General features: G+C 47.2%; 13 protein-coding genes. 6 read left to right on the top strand and 7 right to left on the bottom strand.

Annotation, left to right across the window (positions count from 1 at the left end; genetic code table 11):
* Window positions 1-4: 4 nt before the first annotated feature.
* The 3 genes from ACMUEV_RS12620 to ACMUEV_RS12630 form a co-directional block, all read right to left on the bottom strand.
* Window positions 5-199, bottom strand: coding sequence for a heavy-metal-associated domain-containing protein (locus tag ACMUEV_RS12620; protein ID WP_017288742.1), 195 nt, complete (start codon window positions 197-199; stop codon window positions 5-7).
* A gap of 175 nt (window positions 200-374) precedes the next feature.
* A complete protein-coding gene (locus ACMUEV_RS12625; RefSeq protein WP_017288741.1) occupies window positions 375-2,210 on the bottom strand; it encodes a polysaccharide deacetylase family protein in 1,836 nt (611 codons plus the stop codon).
* A gap of 226 nt (window positions 2,211-2,436) precedes the next feature.
* The gene (locus tag ACMUEV_RS12630) at window positions 2,437-3,141 is read right to left on the bottom strand and encodes a HEAT repeat domain-containing protein (protein WP_199329558.1); all 705 of its coding nucleotides are present in this window, start codon (window positions 3,139-3,141) and stop codon (window positions 2,437-2,439) included.
* Window positions 3,142-3,235: 94 nt separating this feature from the next.
* Between ACMUEV_RS12630 and hisB the strand changes: the two genes are divergently transcribed.
* Window positions 3,236-3,868 (top strand): imidazoleglycerol-phosphate dehydratase HisB, encoded by a 633-nt coding sequence (hisB, locus tag ACMUEV_RS12635; protein ID WP_017288739.1) that lies wholly within the window; start codon window positions 3,236-3,238, stop codon window positions 3,866-3,868.
* On the top strand, window positions 3,868-4,416 hold the full coding sequence (locus tag ACMUEV_RS12640; protein ID WP_190651978.1) for a hypothetical protein: 549 nt from the start codon (window positions 3,868-3,870) through the stop codon (window positions 4,414-4,416). The genes hisB and ACMUEV_RS12640 overlap by 1 nt, the downstream gene beginning before the upstream one ends.
* A gap of 31 nt (window positions 4,417-4,447) precedes the next feature.
* Here the strand turns inward: ACMUEV_RS12640 and ACMUEV_RS12645 are convergent, their stop codons facing one another.
* Window positions 4,448-5,269, bottom strand: a complete 822-nt coding sequence (locus ACMUEV_RS12645; RefSeq protein WP_190651977.1) for an SDR family NAD(P)-dependent oxidoreductase — start codon at window positions 5,267-5,269, stop codon at window positions 4,448-4,450.
* Between the two features lie 277 nt (window positions 5,270-5,546).
* On the opposite strand from ACMUEV_RS12645, the gene crtW reads away from it, so the two are divergent.
* Both crtW and ACMUEV_RS12655 read left to right on the top strand, forming a co-directional pair.
* The gene (crtW, locus tag ACMUEV_RS12650) at window positions 5,547-6,311 is read left to right on the top strand and encodes a beta-carotene ketolase CrtW (protein ID WP_017288736.1); all 765 of its coding nucleotides are present in this window, start codon (window positions 5,547-5,549) and stop codon (window positions 6,309-6,311) included.
* 30 nt (window positions 6,312-6,341) lie between these two features.
* Entirely contained in the window at window positions 6,342-7,175 is an 834-nt protein-coding gene (locus tag ACMUEV_RS12655; protein ID WP_190651976.1) for a class I SAM-dependent methyltransferase, read from the top strand.
* A gap of 186 nt (window positions 7,176-7,361) precedes the next feature.
* On the opposite strand, the gene ACMUEV_RS12660 is transcribed toward ACMUEV_RS12655, so the two are convergent.
* From ACMUEV_RS12660 to ACMUEV_RS12670, 3 genes are all read right to left on the bottom strand, one after another.
* On the bottom strand, window positions 7,362-7,739 hold the full coding sequence (locus tag ACMUEV_RS12660) for a hypothetical protein (RefSeq protein ID WP_190651975.1): 378 nt from the start codon (window positions 7,737-7,739) through the stop codon (window positions 7,362-7,364).
* 100 nt (window positions 7,740-7,839) lie between these two features.
* The gene (locus ACMUEV_RS12665) at window positions 7,840-9,573 is read right to left on the bottom strand and encodes a hypothetical protein (RefSeq protein WP_347277612.1); all 1,734 of its coding nucleotides are present in this window, start codon (window positions 9,571-9,573) and stop codon (window positions 7,840-7,842) included.
* A gap of 7 nt (window positions 9,574-9,580) precedes the next feature.
* Complete coding sequence (locus tag ACMUEV_RS12670) at window positions 9,581-12,427, bottom strand: glycerol-3-phosphate acyltransferase (protein ID WP_190651974.1); 2,847 nt, start codon at window positions 12,425-12,427, stop codon at window positions 9,581-9,583.
* A gap of 124 nt (window positions 12,428-12,551) precedes the next feature.
* Between ACMUEV_RS12670 and ACMUEV_RS12675 the strand changes: the two genes are divergently transcribed.
* Window positions 12,552-14,249, top strand: coding sequence for an iron uptake porin (locus ACMUEV_RS12675; RefSeq protein ID WP_190651973.1), 1,698 nt, complete (start codon window positions 12,552-12,554; stop codon window positions 14,247-14,249).
* An 11-nt stretch (window positions 14,250-14,260) separates the two neighbouring features.
* The gene (locus tag ACMUEV_RS12680) at window positions 14,261-15,142 is read left to right on the top strand and encodes a hypothetical protein (protein ID WP_348251397.1); all 882 of its coding nucleotides are present in this window, start codon (window positions 14,261-14,263) and stop codon (window positions 15,140-15,142) included.
* The last annotated feature ends 44 nt before the right edge of the window (window positions 15,143-15,186 follow it).

Here is a 15,186-nt window from a genome sequence, read left to right on the forward strand (position 1 = left end):
AGAACTAAGCAACCGTGTAACCTGCATCCGTAATCGCTTGTTTTACAGCAGTTTCTGAAGCCTGCGTCTCGATTTGGACAAGTTTAGTTTTGGGATCAGCGGTCACGATCGCAGTTGGATCGATCGATTTGATCGCGCTGGTAATCGTATCGCTACAAGCAGAACACGCCATATTCGGAACCGTAAGTTGTAAGGACATGAATCAAACTCCTGAACTGAAATTTGGAATCTTTATATGATCATTCTGAAATCTCTAGTGGGCTGGAGAGTCAAGTCATTTTTTTAGATTCTGTCTGAAGCATGAGAAAGAAGGCTGCCATTCTGGAATTCAGAACAACAGCCTTCTTTTCAATTTGATGCGCTACTTGCTAACCCTAGGGCTTTGCAGCCGTTTGACAAGCCGAATCTGTTTGTACAGGCGGCATCAATGCCACAATATGAGGGACTGGGCGGGGCGTATAGCTCATCATCGACTCCCCTTTGAATGCCAGCGCGGCACTGGCTCCCGAATCGAGCATCACGGCTTCTCGCAATCCTGCTTTTGCTAGCGCTTCACCGAGATTCACGGAGTTGACATAATCACCCGAAACTCCGACAACTGGACGATCGGCTTGATCAATTCCCCAGAATGCGCGATCGCGCTCTGCATCAAAGCCAAACAATCCTCTGAATGTCTCTGCCGACTGAGGTTTGCCATCTTTGACTAACCAAGCTCCTGCTACAAATGCATCTTTCACCCCAAGCAATTCTGCCTCGACTCCCTCACGCGTGTTGTGTTTCAACGGATCAAACGGGATATATCGAATCGTTTGATCGTTAATTAACACGAGCGGTCGCCCTTCTAACTTAGAGAGTGATCCTTGAGGAGCCGCAACGAATTCGCCAGTTGCAGAACTCATCACAGGTCCAATCATCTTATTAGAATCGAGAAATTCCAGCGAGAAAAAGCCCCCATCAACTGCCGCGATCGCAGGCGTTCCCTGCTTAATTTCTACAACCTGCGCCCGAGTTTTCGCGTGAATCGTCGTCGGTTTTCCACCGGCTGCCAAAATCAAGGGCACTTTATTCACGGTGGTCTTGGTCAACTCCACAGGTGCGCTGAAATTCAGACCATTTTTGAAGAAAGTCATGGCAGGTCCGCCGTTGGCTTCGGCGATCACTTTCTCAGTTTGGGACTGTCCAATCCGTGAAATATTGAATAAGTTCTCAGACTCCGCTGCAAACAAGTTTGCCTCGTCGCTCATTGTCCAAGCCGCTTGATACCCCGCCGCGATCGCAGCTTGTTGAACTCGCTCGTCGTTCTTGCCTTCTGGATAGACAAAATATCGAATCGGAATTCCTAGCTTTGCTTCGAGCATCCGTTTCGATTCGGTCATCTCAAACGCTAACTTTGCATCATCCTTAATCTCGCGTAAATCTGCTGGATGATTGACACTGTGCGATGCGATCGTGATTAACGGATCAGCCGCCATCTCCTGAATCTGCGCCCAATTCATCCCCGGACGGCCTCTAGGCTTGTCAATTTTGGCAGGATAAATCGAAAACGCACCCGGATACCCGTACTTCTTCAATAAAGGATAGACATATTTATAATGTCCTAAGTAACCATCATCAAAGGTGAGAACGACTGGCTTAGCAGGCAAAGGAATCCCAGTTTTCAAATGTTCGACGAGTTGATCCAAGCTAATCGGAGTCAACCCATTTTGTTGAATCAATTTTAGATGTGCCTCAAACTCTTGAGGAGTCACATCAAAAAAGACTTCTTTCTCCGCCACGATGTCGTGATACATCAGGATCGGAACTTTTGCCAATCGCGCTCTTGGATTGATTTGCGGAAACGGTGCTTCTGCGAGTTTTGCTTGCCAATCTTTCGCAAATTCAGATGATTTGGCTCTGAATGTCGTTGGTTTGAAATCAGTGGGAATTGATGTGGATGCTTGATATCCCAATTGCGTCCCCTGGGCACAAACGGGAGCAATGGCGACACTCAAACTAGAGTTGAGTTGCGGCGGCTCGTTGGCTAAGAACGTGGGAGTCAGCGATGAAATCTGGGGAGCCACTTCAGTTGGCAACCAGCGATTTCCTGAAGCAACGATCGCACCTGCCCCAACCAGAAGCGGTAAACTCCCAACGGCTAGAAATTGCCAGCCAGCTTTGGGAGCGATCTGTTTCGAGAAGCCCAACAAACGAGTCCAAGGGGATTTTTTCATGGTGAGGTCAGGGGAAGGTCACTTGAACTATATACTCGATTTGACTTGCATCCCTAAGTCATGCAAATTACACAACGAGAGGGATGCTTGTCAATCATTTCCCTGCTAGTCTCTCCCAATCCGGTGAAAAATCTCTGCCTTGAACAACTTGTATAGAATTCACTGAGACACAAACGCAAATATTTTCAGCACTCAAATGTTTTCAGCGCTCAAATATTTTCAGTACTCAAATATTTTCAGTACTCAAACGCTCTAGCGCGACACGAGCCGCTGCTGCCACATTCGGATTACCGTCTTTTTCCAAATATTTCAAAGCAGACAGACTCTTCTCGCTGGGCATATTTCCCAATGCCTCTGCCAATCGTTGACGAATCAACCAATCTTCAGATTGAGCGAAGCGCAAAATTGCGTTGACCGCATCGACGGCTTTAATCTCTCCCAAAGCCGCGATCGCAGCTTGCTGCACGACAATTTCTTCGCTGTCTAATGCCTCCATCAGCACTTGTTTCGCCCGTGCATCTTTCAAATTCCCCAAGGCAACGGCTGCACTAAATCTCACAAGCCAGTCGGTATCTTCATAAAACAGTCGCACCAATGGCTCAAAGGCTCTGATGTCTTCTAAATAGCCCAATGCTCCAGCCGCATCTGCGCGAATCCCGTAGTCCGATTCGGTTTCGAGAATATTGAGGAGGATCGGAAAACTTTCATCGGTTTGCTTAATTCCTAACGCAAACACAGCCATCGATCGAATTTGTAAACTCTGATCATTCAAGACTTTTTTAATCAAGGGCACAGCGTCCTCAGCCGGAATGTCTCGCAGATTGGCAAGCGCTACCATGCGATCGCGGGTACTGTCACTGTCGAGTTGCTGAGCGATTTGGTTGAGGCTGAGACTCATATTTTTTACAAAACTTAAAGATTGCATTTTCATTGTGACAGAATTCCGAGTTCTGTGCCGCCTCTATGAAGGGAGGCTTCCCGAACAAATCTATAATGGGATTTGCTTTACGTTTTGGATTGCCACTATGCAGACTAGCGATCGACCCTCCCTTTCTTCAACGTTTTCGGTTGCCCGGATTGCTTCTGTCTCTCGTAAGACGGGTGAAACTGATGTGCAAGTGACCGTCAATCTCGATGGCACCGGAAAATGCGTTGCCAAAACAGGGATTCCGTTTCTCGATCATATGCTGCACCAAATCTCATCGCATGGATTGATTGATCTCGATGTGCAAGCAACGGGCGATATCGAAATCGATGATCACCATACAAATGAGGATGTCGGGATTACGTTGGGGATGGCGATCGCGAAAGCGTTAGGCGACCGTAAAGGCATTGTTCGGTTTGGGCATTTCGTTGCGCCTTTGGACGAAGCACTGATCCAAGTTGCACTTGATTTTTCAGGTCGTCCGCATTTGAGCTATGGCTTAGAGATTCCAACGCAACGGGTGGGAACCTATGATACGCAGCTTGTGCGAGAGTTTTTTGTGGCAGTAATCAATCATGCTCAAATGACGCTGCACCTTCGCCAACTTGATGGAATCAATTCGCATCACATTATTGAAGCGACGTTTAAGGCATTTGCGCGATCGCTGCGAATGGCAGTAGAAATCGATCCACGACGGGCACATGAAATTCCCAGTTCAAAGGGTGTGCTGTGATGCGAGGCTGGCAAGTAGGAGTGGGATTGGCGCTGGTGTTGGGATCGCCTATCGTCGAAATGCGATCGGTCAGCGCTCAAGAGAGCATCTGGAAACGATTCACATCCAAGAGTCATGGCTTTTCTATTGTCATGCCCGGTACACCAACTGAGCGCAAACAAAGTGGACTGACCCAATTTGAACTGATTCGAGATGCAGAATCGGTACGGTATGCCGTAGGAGTTCTCAATTTACCTGCTGCTCCCGGAGAGGACAAAAAGCTGCAAAACGAAGTCTATGAAGGGATTCGTCGAGGAGCAGCGCGTGGACAAGCCGAACTCCTATCATTTCGCACGATTAAACTGGGTGAGTTTCCAGGACGGGAAATGAACTTTAAGCTGCCAGATAATATGGTGGCAAAATGGCGGGTTTATCTCGTCGATCGTCGTGCTTACTTTATCAATGTCACCACGACACAGGAAAATCAGCAGCGAGGACTGGCAACGAGCATTAATGTCTTTCTCAATTCGTTTCAACTGATTGGAACCCCGCCAAAGCAGCCGAATTAGGATTTCAATCTCTCTTGCTCAGGATTGTTCTTTAGTAATCTTTGTCACTGTTCTTAAAGGTTCGCCGCATCGCCCATTGTAAAAAGCCTGGGAACAAGCGGCTTGAGAGCAGTGACATATTTGCAGAACCGACCATGACATCCGTTTTCCGATGTTTGACCGCTGTCCAAATCGCCTTTGCTACGTCTTCTGGCTTCTCAACCACAGGAACACTCAAAACCTGCTCTAACTGCTTACGGCGTGCGATCGCATCTTCCTCATCCTTGCCGCGAAAAATCGCTCGCTCCATCAGATCACTTTTGATCAGACTCGGATAAATGCCACAGACAGTAATCCCTTTCGGCGAAAGCTCAGACTGTAAACTCTGAGTCAGCCCAGTCACGGCAAATTTACTCGTCGAATAAGGCACAAGATAGGGAATAGGAACCTTCCCACCCACGGATGCAACATTCACAATCATGCCGCGACCTTGAGCCAGCATGTGCGGGAGTAGAGCTTGAATTGTGTGAATATACCCCCAAAGATTTGTATCAATCACTGTATGCCAATCTTCGAGTGAGAAACTATCGGCTGGACCTGAACTATACACACCCGCATTGTTGACGAGGACATCGATCGTGCCGTACTGCGCGATCGACTGATCAATGAGCTTCTGAACTTGTTCTGGATTGCGAGTATCAGTTGGAATCGCAGTAACGCTCTGACCAATCGCCTTGACTTCTTCAGCCGCTGCGTTTAAGCGATCGACATTTCGAGCAGCCATAATTATGCTGTAGCCATTTCGAGCAAACTGAAGGGCAGTTGCTTTACCAATGCCTTGAGATGCGCCAGTAATCAGAACAGTAGAAGCCATAAACCTTAAACATGAGAACTATTTTTAGTGTGATGGGAATGGGTACAAATACGTCCCACTTTTGTCAGATCTGAGGATTTTGCAATCAATATTACCGTCTTTACGACAGAGACAAGGTTCGCCCCATAGGGAGATAGCGTTATCCAAGGCAATTTATAAACTCGACTCAGAAATTGAGAAGCAGAAAGCGTTTTCGATCGCATTCCTCAATCTCAATAATGAATGTTAAAGTTTGTAAAGATGGTTTTTCAACCTCGATCTTTCCTGGAGTTTTCTTGTGGTTTCCTTCCGTTCAGCGCCAACTCAATTGGGTCAAGATTCTAAAATTCAAATCGATCGAGGTGTATGGGTTGCACTCACGATTTTAGGAATTTGGGCAGTGAGCTTGTTCACACTGCTCAGTATTGATATTACACAATTATCAATCCCATTTAGAATTGCAGGGCTTTTACTACAAACATTTCTATACACTGGGCTATTTATTACCGCACACGATGCGATGCATGGCGCTGTTTCGCCGAGTAATCGTAAACTCAATGACTTGATTGGCTCAATTGCATTGCGCGCCTATGCTTTATTTTCATTGAAGTCAATGATCAAAACGCATTGGGAGCATCATGCACATCCAGCTTCTGATCTCGATCCAGACTTTCACAACGGCAAGAATAAAAGCCTTTTAGGATGGTATTCCTACTTCATGGTGCGCTATTGGAGTTGGACGCGAATTATCTCTTTGATTGCCATCTTTCACATTGTGCATCGACTCTTTCACGTTCCTGAAGCGAATTTAACTTGGTTTTGGGTCGTGCCTTCGATTCTCAGCTCCGTTCAATTGTTCTTCTTTGGGACATTTCTACCGCATCGTGAGCCAGCAGGCGGCTATCAAAACGAAAATCGTGCGACCAGTACTCGCTGGTCACCCTTCTGGTCATTTATTAGCTGCTACCACTTTGGCTATCATTTAGAACATCATGAACGCCCTGATCTCGCTTGGTGGCAACTTCCTGAATTACATCAACGCAAACTTCAAGAAGAAGGCTAAGCTTGAGAATGACGATCGCGGAATGATGTTATGGCAGATTGGGTCAAGCTTCTCAATGAGTATTCAAACAAGGATTTAGAACAGCGGAAGATTTGGTATTCTCCGGTTGTGGAAGCCTACGATCGCGGAAGACCGAGCTATCCTGAAATGCTCATTCAGCGATCGATTGAACTTGCCAATCTTGCCCCCGACTCGAAAATTCTTGAAGTGGGCTGTGGTTCGGGGACGGCAACGGTTGATTTTGCCAAGTTAGGCTATGCGATCGATGCGGTCGAACCCAATCCAGAATTCTGCCGAGTGGCTCAGCGAAATTTTGCTGAGTTTCCGCAGGTCAAGCTTTATCCTCAATCTTTTGAGGAGTGGCAAGTTCAGCCGGATACCTATCAGATTGTGCTGGCTGCGAATGCGTGGCACTGGATTGCCTCAGATATTAAGTATGTGAAAGCAGCAAAAACATTGCGGACTGGAGGTGCTCTAGTGTTGCTTTGGAATATGTCGCTTGAACCGAACTATGAAATTTATCAAATCCTGAATGAAGTCTATCAGGCTCATGCACCCGCGATCGCACCTGCGTATGAAGGGCGAGATAAGCAAGTTGAAATCTTGAGCGGATTAGGGAAACTCGTGAGTGACTCCGGATTATTTGAGGCTCCCGTCACAGAATTGATGCCTTGCGAAAGAATCTATGAAGTCGATCGCTATCTCGATCTTTTGAGTAGCTATTCACCCTATGTTTCTTTAGATCCACAGGTCAAAGAAGCTTTATTGTCGGGATTGAGAACGACGATCGAGGAAAAACTAAACGGTGAAATTCAACTGTCTAACTTAGCAGCAGTTCAAGTTGCGCGGAAGATTGAGGGTTAGTACTTTCTCTCGCTTCGTTGATCACCCGCCCCGGAATGAATTCGGCGCTAACGGTGCGAAGTCCGCTCTGGGACTAACAGCCCATAAAAACCCTTCTTCAGTGGGTTGAAACCCACTTCGCACAGTTAGCCCAAACTTCCAGTTCAGGGCGAGATACAAACGAGAGCAACGATCTTCCAATTCATTTCACATTCCTACTTGTAGGCTCGGAAGCGTCCATGAGAAGAATAGGGTCACTCCAGCAATATTGAAAAGTAAAGTGAGTACTGCCCCAATGATGATGCCTTTAATTGTTGCGTAGCGTCGATCGAGCAGCAAAACAAAAATGACTGGAATCACATAAAACATCTGGGAAATCCCAATCCCAATCACCATAAAGGCAAGCGATGTATACCCATTCAGCAAGATAAACAGCGCTTGAGTGTCTGAGCGACTTGGCACGATCGTGATGAGAGCATAAATCAATAAGCCGATCGCAACTGCGATGACGAAGGCAATCCCATGCAATGCAATCAGTAACAGAATCCCTCTCAAGATTTTCTGCCATTCATTCGATCCACTCATATTGGTCTACCTAGACTAATCTCTACTCTCTGTCTCAATCCACACGAAACAACCCGCCTTAAGGCAAGCTGTCAACCACTGTAGCAAACTGTACCAAGCATCACCCTTCGGCAGCAGTCTTGATACAAGCTGCATCTAGAAGCATAAGTTGAGGTGTATTAAAAACCGAGCAATGAGTAAGCTTTGTGAGTGCCGGAATTTTTCCTTGCTGGAGATTCGTTAATGCGATCGTAAACTCAGGCTCGAAACTGCTCAACCAAGTCGAATTCGTGAGATACAAAGGCGTAAATGCGGGTTGATCCAGCAACCAAAGTTTAATCTGATATTTGTCGATCGTTTGTTTTGCGGCTCTAAGATCTGAACTATACTGCGCTTGCATCACGTCTAAAATACGTTGGCGAATTGGGCGATAGTATCCCAAATGAAACGGAAGCGAGTGTTCTTTACTAAATAAAACAGAGCGTTGAGCAAGAGTCGAAATATTATTGGCTTCATCAGATAGTGTTGCGACTAAAGTATCTTTCGGCTGAGTTTTTAAGAATTGATAGAGAGATGGATCTTTTATCACCCGAACATTGATCCTGGGAAAATCCTGTGAAACTTGTGGATAAGTGAAGAATACGAGCATTGTCATGGTCATCAATGTCAGCCTCGTTCCTAAAGTTATCCAGCGGCGTTGTGCTACGAGAGTTTTGCAGCCTCGCAGTAGAGTATCCAGCAGAATCGTGAGTACAATTCCAGCCGCGATCGCTAAGACAATTCGGAACGTGTGAGTCGTGTATCGCGTTGGAAAAAACAGTTTTAATAACAATAAATGAGCCGCAGCAAATAATCCTAAAGCAACCCAAACCATTCTAGGGAGAATTGCGATTCGGTGATTGATCTGCTGGACTAGCGGAAATCGTACCGGATATCGCATCAAAATCGGCAGCAACACACCAAGCCAAATCAAGGGTGGCATCAACGGTGGAATGATTCCACTATGTTCACCAATCAGCCAGAATGCCCAGGGATTCGGATTAAAAAAGGGATGTCTTCCACCAGGATGAAGTTCTGGCATTGTCCAAGCTTGATCACGCGTGATCACAGGAGCGAATTGGCTCGAAGCGAGTCCATATGGAAGCAGCGCGATCGCGGTAAAACCAACACAGATGCCAACAAATTTTAATTGATTGAAATTTAGTCTTCTTGTATTCCCATCCCAAAGCGTGCAGCATAAAAGCGCGATCGTGATAAACACTAAAGGCGGATAAATCAATGCTTGTAGAACTAGAACGATCAGAATACCAAGCCGCTGATGACGAAGTAGATAGTATAGAAAGGCTAGAAATAACGGCGTTACGAAAGCTCTAGGAGTAGCAGAACCTAAATCATCTCTAGACCATACGCTTTGATTGAGAAGTAGCGTTGTAATAAATCCGGTGATCGGAAACGGAAACAGCCTTAAGCAGAGTGCAAAGCTATAAAAAGTTGTGATCAGTCCTAGACCGACAGGCAGAACTTTGCTGACCCAAAGCGGATGCACTCCGAGGATTGCCATTCCATGATAGAAAGCAGCATATCCTGGCGGAGTAATCGATTTGAAATATTGTGCAATCAAATCATTGGGTAAAAGAGTGGGGTCGAGAAATCGCTGCATCCAGAACACATATTCTCTAGCATCGTCTTGCACCACATATTCAGCTTGAAATGATTTCTGAAGTGCGAGACTACCATAGTAAAGAGCAAAGCCAAGACTTAACCCGAACCAAAGCCTGCTTGAAGTTCGATCGCTTGCTGTTGTTGGCTTAGCTATCAGAAATTGATGTGTTCTAGAGATTAGCGTTTTTATCACAACCTTGTTAGCCCTCGTCTAAGATCTCAACAATTCCGAGCTGTCCGTCGATCCGAACTTTTTGCCCATCTCGCAAAATTTCAGTGGCATGTTGAACGTCCATGACGGCTGGAATTCGATATTCTCGTGCCACGATCGCGCCATGAGAGAGCCGTCCTCCGACTTCTGCAATCAGTCCTCCGACTCGTGCCAAAACAGGCATCCAGCCGGAATCTGTGTAAGGAACGACGAGAATGGTGTCGCGATCGACGGTGCCTAATCCATTGAGCGATCGCATGACTCGAATTGTTCCCGCCACCTGTCCCGCGCTTGCTCCGATGCCTTGCAGCCGATTAGAAGCTTGCCAAGTGGGAAGAGCAGGAGTTGGGGGATCGTCTCCGTAGACTAATTGCGGAATCGGAGAAAGTTGGCGATCGTGATCAAACTGGGCGCGACGATGTTGAATAAGTTCTGAAAACTGTGAGGTTTTACCCTGCCGAATCTCCGCATACGTTAGAAAAAAGATATCGCCCGGCTGATGGAGAATGCCGGAAGCAAGCCACTGTTGTTCGATCGCAAGAAAGCGCCAGCGGAGTTCAGCGAGGAATCGACTATAAATTTCGGTAACTTTTCCTTTTAAAGCAATGCGACGCTGTACGCCTTGATGTTTAATCTTTGGCGAAGTCGGTTCGGGAGTTGGATTTAAGCAGAATTGCCGAAATAAATCTCGAATCGGTTCAGGTTGCTCTCGCCACGTCGGAATCGCAATGTCTGTCCCAACTTCGCTGAGATAGCCGTAGCGATCGAGAATCTGATCAAACTGATGCAAAATCGCTTGCCCTTGAGCCGTTTTTTCAAGTTGAGTAAAGACATCTTCGGAGTTTTCTAACAGCGATCGAGCAGAGCTAGCAAGATTCGACAAGGCTCTCATCGCAGCAACTTCTGGAGTATCCTGATTATCGACCTCGTCATCTTGGACTCGAAACATTGCTTTTCTCAAAGCAGCACTTAAGGGAGCGAGGATGCTGTAGTAAGTTGCACGTTCTAGTAACTCAAGAATTTGCTGAATTTGCTCTGTTAGTTCCTCGATCGACAATTCAGACAGTTCTGCATACCTCGGCTCCAAAGCTGCTAGAAAGCGCGGCTCATCTCTCGCGAAATCCTGCTCTAATCTCATTTCTCGCTTGAGTAATCGCATGAGTCCAGGCGAATTTGCCATCGTCGATTGTAAAGGAGGACGACTAAACTTCGCGCCTCTAGTCAGAAATTCCAAGCTCTCAGCAGGCAGCCCCATGCGTCTAAAAATCTGCCCGAGTAATGTCGCATTAAAATAAGCATGAGAATAATGCAGCGTAGCCGTTTCCTCAAAGTTCAGTCCTTGAGCGCGTGTTCCCAGTACGATCGTAAAGATCTTTCCCCAAACTCCACAAGTCAACGGTCGATTAATTGACCAAGTTAGCGGTCGAATCGCTCCTGGAATCACTTCTGCGGCAATCTTTCTCGTCCAAATTGGAGCTAATGTTGTAATCGATCGAGCTTGTAGTAACCAGAGCTTTTCTCCGTCATAGCTCCACTCGATATCTTGCGGCACGCCATGAAAATATTCTTCTAAATGTCGAGCTAAGTAAGCAACTTGCTGAATCAATCTGTTCGGAACTGTCCCTTGTCCCGACACTTCTAGCATCTGCTCTTTTGGTAAAGCCCAATCTTGACCCACTTCGCGAACATTCACAATGTAGCTCTCTGGAGTCACCTGTCCTGACACAACTTGATCAGCATTTCCAGGCAAAGCTTCAATCAAAACTGCATCGCCTTGCCTCGAAATCGGATCGCGACTAAACGCTACTCCCGAAAACACACCTCGAATCTGATTCTGAACGAGCACAATCATCGAAGCATCTGGAATGGCGCGATCGCGTCGATACTGAACTGCTGATTCTTGCTCATACGAGTCTAAACAGCGCATAATCGCAGGCAACAGTAACTCTCGATGGGTCACATTTGCAATCGATTCGTACTGCCCCGCTGCCGACGCTGATTCTGAATCTTCTCCGATCGCAGAGGATCGAACAATCAAGGGCTGCTCTCGACTCGGCCGCATCGCCTGAATCAACGGCTGCGGATCATCTCCTGGCAAAAGCACCCAACCCTCCGGCACAGGATAACCCGATCGCTTTAACTCGGAGAGCGTTGCTGCCTTTTGTCCAACTTTGTCTGCTTTTAACGCTTGATCGAGCGAAATCAGCGATCGATCTTCGCGAAGAAATTGAAACATTGCTTTTGATCCTCTCTGTGCCGTATCAGATCTGAGATCCAAATCATCTGGAATCTGGTTATAAATCCACCACAAAAACGCTGCCAGTCCCACTGACCCCACAATCAGCGGTGTTTCCTGTGGATGTCGCAATGCGGTAATCAGCGGAAACAAAATCAAAACCCCAAATTTGCCCGCTTGCCGCTCCCGCAAAATCGTAAATCCAATTCCCCCAATCAGAAACACTAGGAACGAGGTGAGTGGATCGTGAACGACATAGCCCCAAACTACATTGGTTGTCCCCGCTCCTTTTCCAATGAAGTATCGCCCATAAGCCAGCGCAATCAGGGAAAAAATTTCCCACTCTGGACGATCCGGAAAGAACGATCGCGCGAGTAAAACCGCCGCAATGCCCTTCAATGCCTCCGAGAGCACCGCCAGCACCCCAACCCATTTACCCCCGTGATAAAACGCCGCCGAGACGCTCACATTCCCCGTTCCAAGCTGCTGCAACCGCTTCCCGGTCAGACGGGTCGTTATCCACCGAATCAATGGCAATCCGCCCAGAATCGGACAGAGTCCGAAAATCAGCAGAGCGCCCCAAACATGCATCAAGGTCATAGCGCGATCGAACCAGAACTTCTCTCTGAAAGTCTACCGAATTCACTCTGCACCGAGAAAGTAAGTGCGTTTTTATACAAGATATTGGGTATAAGGGGAGAGCCGCACTCAGCTTCACCCCCCGATGCCTGAACTCGATACGATCGCTCATCCCCCGAAAACGCCACCGTCTTTTGTTGTGGCGCGCAAAACGATTCAAAAAACTAAATCTACTGGTTTGCCAGCAAAAGCAAAAGTTGCTCATCCAGAAGCACTTCGATCGCCAGAGTTTAGCAAACTGACTAGCTCAGACAGTGGTGAACTGCCTAGCTCAGACAGCATGGAGCAAGTGACTTCTGTTTCGCAACTCTCCGACGTTCGCCCAACCGATTGGGCATTTCAGGCACTTCAAACTCTAGTCGAACGCTACGGTTGTATTGCAGGCTATCCGGATCAAACCTTTCGCGGCGATCGTGCTTTAACTCGATCTGAATTTGCAGCCGGACTGAATGCTTGTCTCGATCGCATTCAAGACCTAATTGCTTCCCAAACGACTAACATCATCACCCGTCAAGACTTAGAAATTGCTCAAAAGCTGCAAATAGAATTCGCAACAGACTTAGCTGCACTCAAAGGTCGCATCGATCGCTTAGAAGCTCGAACTACAACGATCGAGAAACAACAATTTTCCACGACAACACGATTGTTCGGACAAGCGATCGCTTCAGTTCAAACAAGCAATCGAGCCAATATTGATCTCTTTCCCAGAGATGGTGTTCCAGAACGCCAAGGCAAGCTGCAAACAACGCTTGCTAGCAATCTTCAACTCTCGCTCGCCACTTCATTCACAGGTAGAGATTTACTACTGACAACCTTACAAACCGGAAATTTGCGATCGTCTGCCCCAAATTTATTAACGAATATGGGACGCTTATCCTATGAGTCTGAGCAAGACAATCAACTTGTAGTCAGCGATCTCTCTTACCGTTTCCCAGTAAGTAAAAACTTCGGTGTTTTAGTCGGCGCATCTGGAGTAACTCCCTCGAATACGTTTCGAGGGATCAATCCACTCGAAGGCTCTGGAGAAGGAGCACTTTCTCTGCTTGGACAGCGCAATCCGATTTTAGCGATCGGTAATGGCACAGGCGGCATCGGCTTCGATTGGCAAATCAATCGGCGCATGAGTTTGCAAGGCATTTACAGCGCAGAAATCCCTGGATTTCCCGGAAATGCGGATGTTGGTGGATTGATTGGAGGTCGATATGCAGCAGGGGCACAATTGACGATCGCACCAACTCGCAACATCGATCTCGGCATTCATTACTTATTCTCTCGCAGTCCAGATGGCTTTTTGGGCACAGGAATCGGGGATTCTCAACTCCTTTCACCGTTTGCCCCAACCCGCACAGCTTTTACGACTCATGCCGTCGGCGCGACTTTAGCCTGGCGGGTGAATCGGAAATTCACGATCGGCGGTTGGGGCGGTTGGACATCTTCTAGAGCGCTCAGCGTTGTGGGTTCAGTACAGACGACAAATTGGATGGTCTTTTCTGCCTTGCCGGATCTGTTTGTGCCGGGAAATCTCGGTGGTATCCTCTTCGGACAACCGCCTAAAATTACGAGCAGCAATCTACCCGAAGAGTACAACTTTCCTCGATTTAGCGATACAGGGAGCAAAGGCGGTCAGCCAGACACAGCCTTACATTTAGAACTGTTCTACCGAGCTAGAGTCAATCCAGCCTTGGAGGTGACACCTGGCGTAATTGTTATTTTCAACCCCAATCACAACAAAGCAAATGATCCAGTTGTCGTCGGGGCAGTTCGGGCAACTTTTAGATTCTAGGAACAATGACTATGCTCTCGAAATTCTGGGTTACTTTTTCACTTGTGATCGCGGCTCTTAGCTGTCATAGTACGATTGCGTCTGCTCAAATCACCATCCGCAGTACTGGCGTAGTGACTGGAACAGTCGTGCCCCCAAGTCAAAATCCAAATTTCAACCAAGGCACAACCAGAGTCACGACAGATAGCCAAGGTCGCTATTTCCGAAATGGACAATTGGTCTATTCTGCACAGGACTTTGATCCAAATTTAGTCCAAGTCGATAGTCAAGGACGCTACTTTGTAGACTTCCGAGGAATTCCAATCGTGTCAACCGATGGCACACTCACTTCTCCGGTGCTTTCAAACGGTCAACTCCAACCCATTCGCCGCAATCACAACGCCCCAACTCGCTTCCACGGCACAATTCAAGACGAATTAGTCGTACGAGGAAGATACGAAGGTATTGCCACCGATCCAAATACGGGATTGCAGTATCAAGGAGTCTTCGATATCACTGGACAAGGACCGCGTTACAGCGATCGCAATGGCGGCACAAGCCCGACCGTTTTCGATTTTCGATCGCACTACAATTTTTCCGCTAATCCACAAATTCCTCCACGTCCGACTGTTTCATCTTTCCAAATCACTGCGATGCCAGTTCAACTGCGCGTCATCATTCCCGCAGGCTTAGCTCCACTCAGCACAACTCCTACTCCGGTTACGAATCCAATTAATAATCCGATAAGTAATCCAATTTCAACACCGAGTGCATCCTCTACGATCGACAGTGCCCCGAGCCTTGGAGGTATGCTTAGCAATAACCCGTTGCAAGACGTTAGCCGCGTTATCCTCGAAGGTTCAAAAAGTTCTGATGCCCAGATTGGTCCAAGAAGTCGGATTTTACTTCGCTGATTTTTCTCAAAATACAAGAGGGTGTTTTAAGCCACGGAATGGAC

The organism is Leptolyngbya sp. FACHB-1624 (assembly GCF_047649235.1).
GTDB lineage: Bacteria > Cyanobacteriota > Cyanobacteriia > Leptolyngbyales > Leptolyngbyaceae > Leptolyngbya > Leptolyngbya boryana.

Bases quoted from the DNA above. Each gene is read 5' to 3' on its own strand.
- hisB (WP_017288739.1), top strand. From the start codon at position 3,236: ATGCAGACTAGCGATCGACCCTCCCTTTCTTCAACGTTTTCGGTTGCC.
- ACMUEV_RS12675 (WP_190651973.1), top strand. From the start codon at position 12,552: ATGCCTGAACTCGATACGATCGCTCATCCCCCGAAAACGCCACCGTCT.
- ACMUEV_RS12655 (WP_190651976.1), top strand. From the start codon at position 6,342: ATGGCAGATTGGGTCAAGCTTCTCAATGAGTATTCAAACAAGGATTTA.
- ACMUEV_RS12660 (WP_190651975.1), bottom strand. From the start codon at position 7,739: ATGAGTGGATCGAATGAATGGCAGAAAATCTTGAGAGGGATTCTGTTA.
- ACMUEV_RS12640 (WP_190651978.1), top strand. From the start codon at position 3,868: ATGCGAGGCTGGCAAGTAGGAGTGGGATTGGCGCTGGTGTTGGGATCG.
- ACMUEV_RS12680 (WP_348251397.1), top strand. From the start codon at position 14,261: ATGCTCTCGAAATTCTGGGTTACTTTTTCACTTGTGATCGCGGCTCTT.
- ACMUEV_RS12630 (WP_199329558.1), bottom strand. From the start codon at position 3,141: ATGAAAATGCAATCTTTAAGTTTTGTAAAAAATATGAGTCTCAGCCTC.
- ACMUEV_RS12620 (WP_017288742.1), bottom strand. From the start codon at position 199: ATGTCCTTACAACTTACGGTTCCGAATATGGCGTGTTCTGCTTGTAGC.
- ACMUEV_RS12625 (WP_017288741.1), bottom strand. From the start codon at position 2,210: ATGAAAAAATCCCCTTGGACTCGTTTGTTGGGCTTCTCGAAACAGATC.
- ACMUEV_RS12670 (WP_190651974.1), bottom strand. From the start codon at position 12,427: ATGACCTTGATGCATGTTTGGGGCGCTCTGCTGATTTTCGGACTCTGT.
- ACMUEV_RS12645 (WP_190651977.1), bottom strand. From the start codon at position 5,269: ATGGCTTCTACTGTTCTGATTACTGGCGCATCTCAAGGCATTGGTAAA.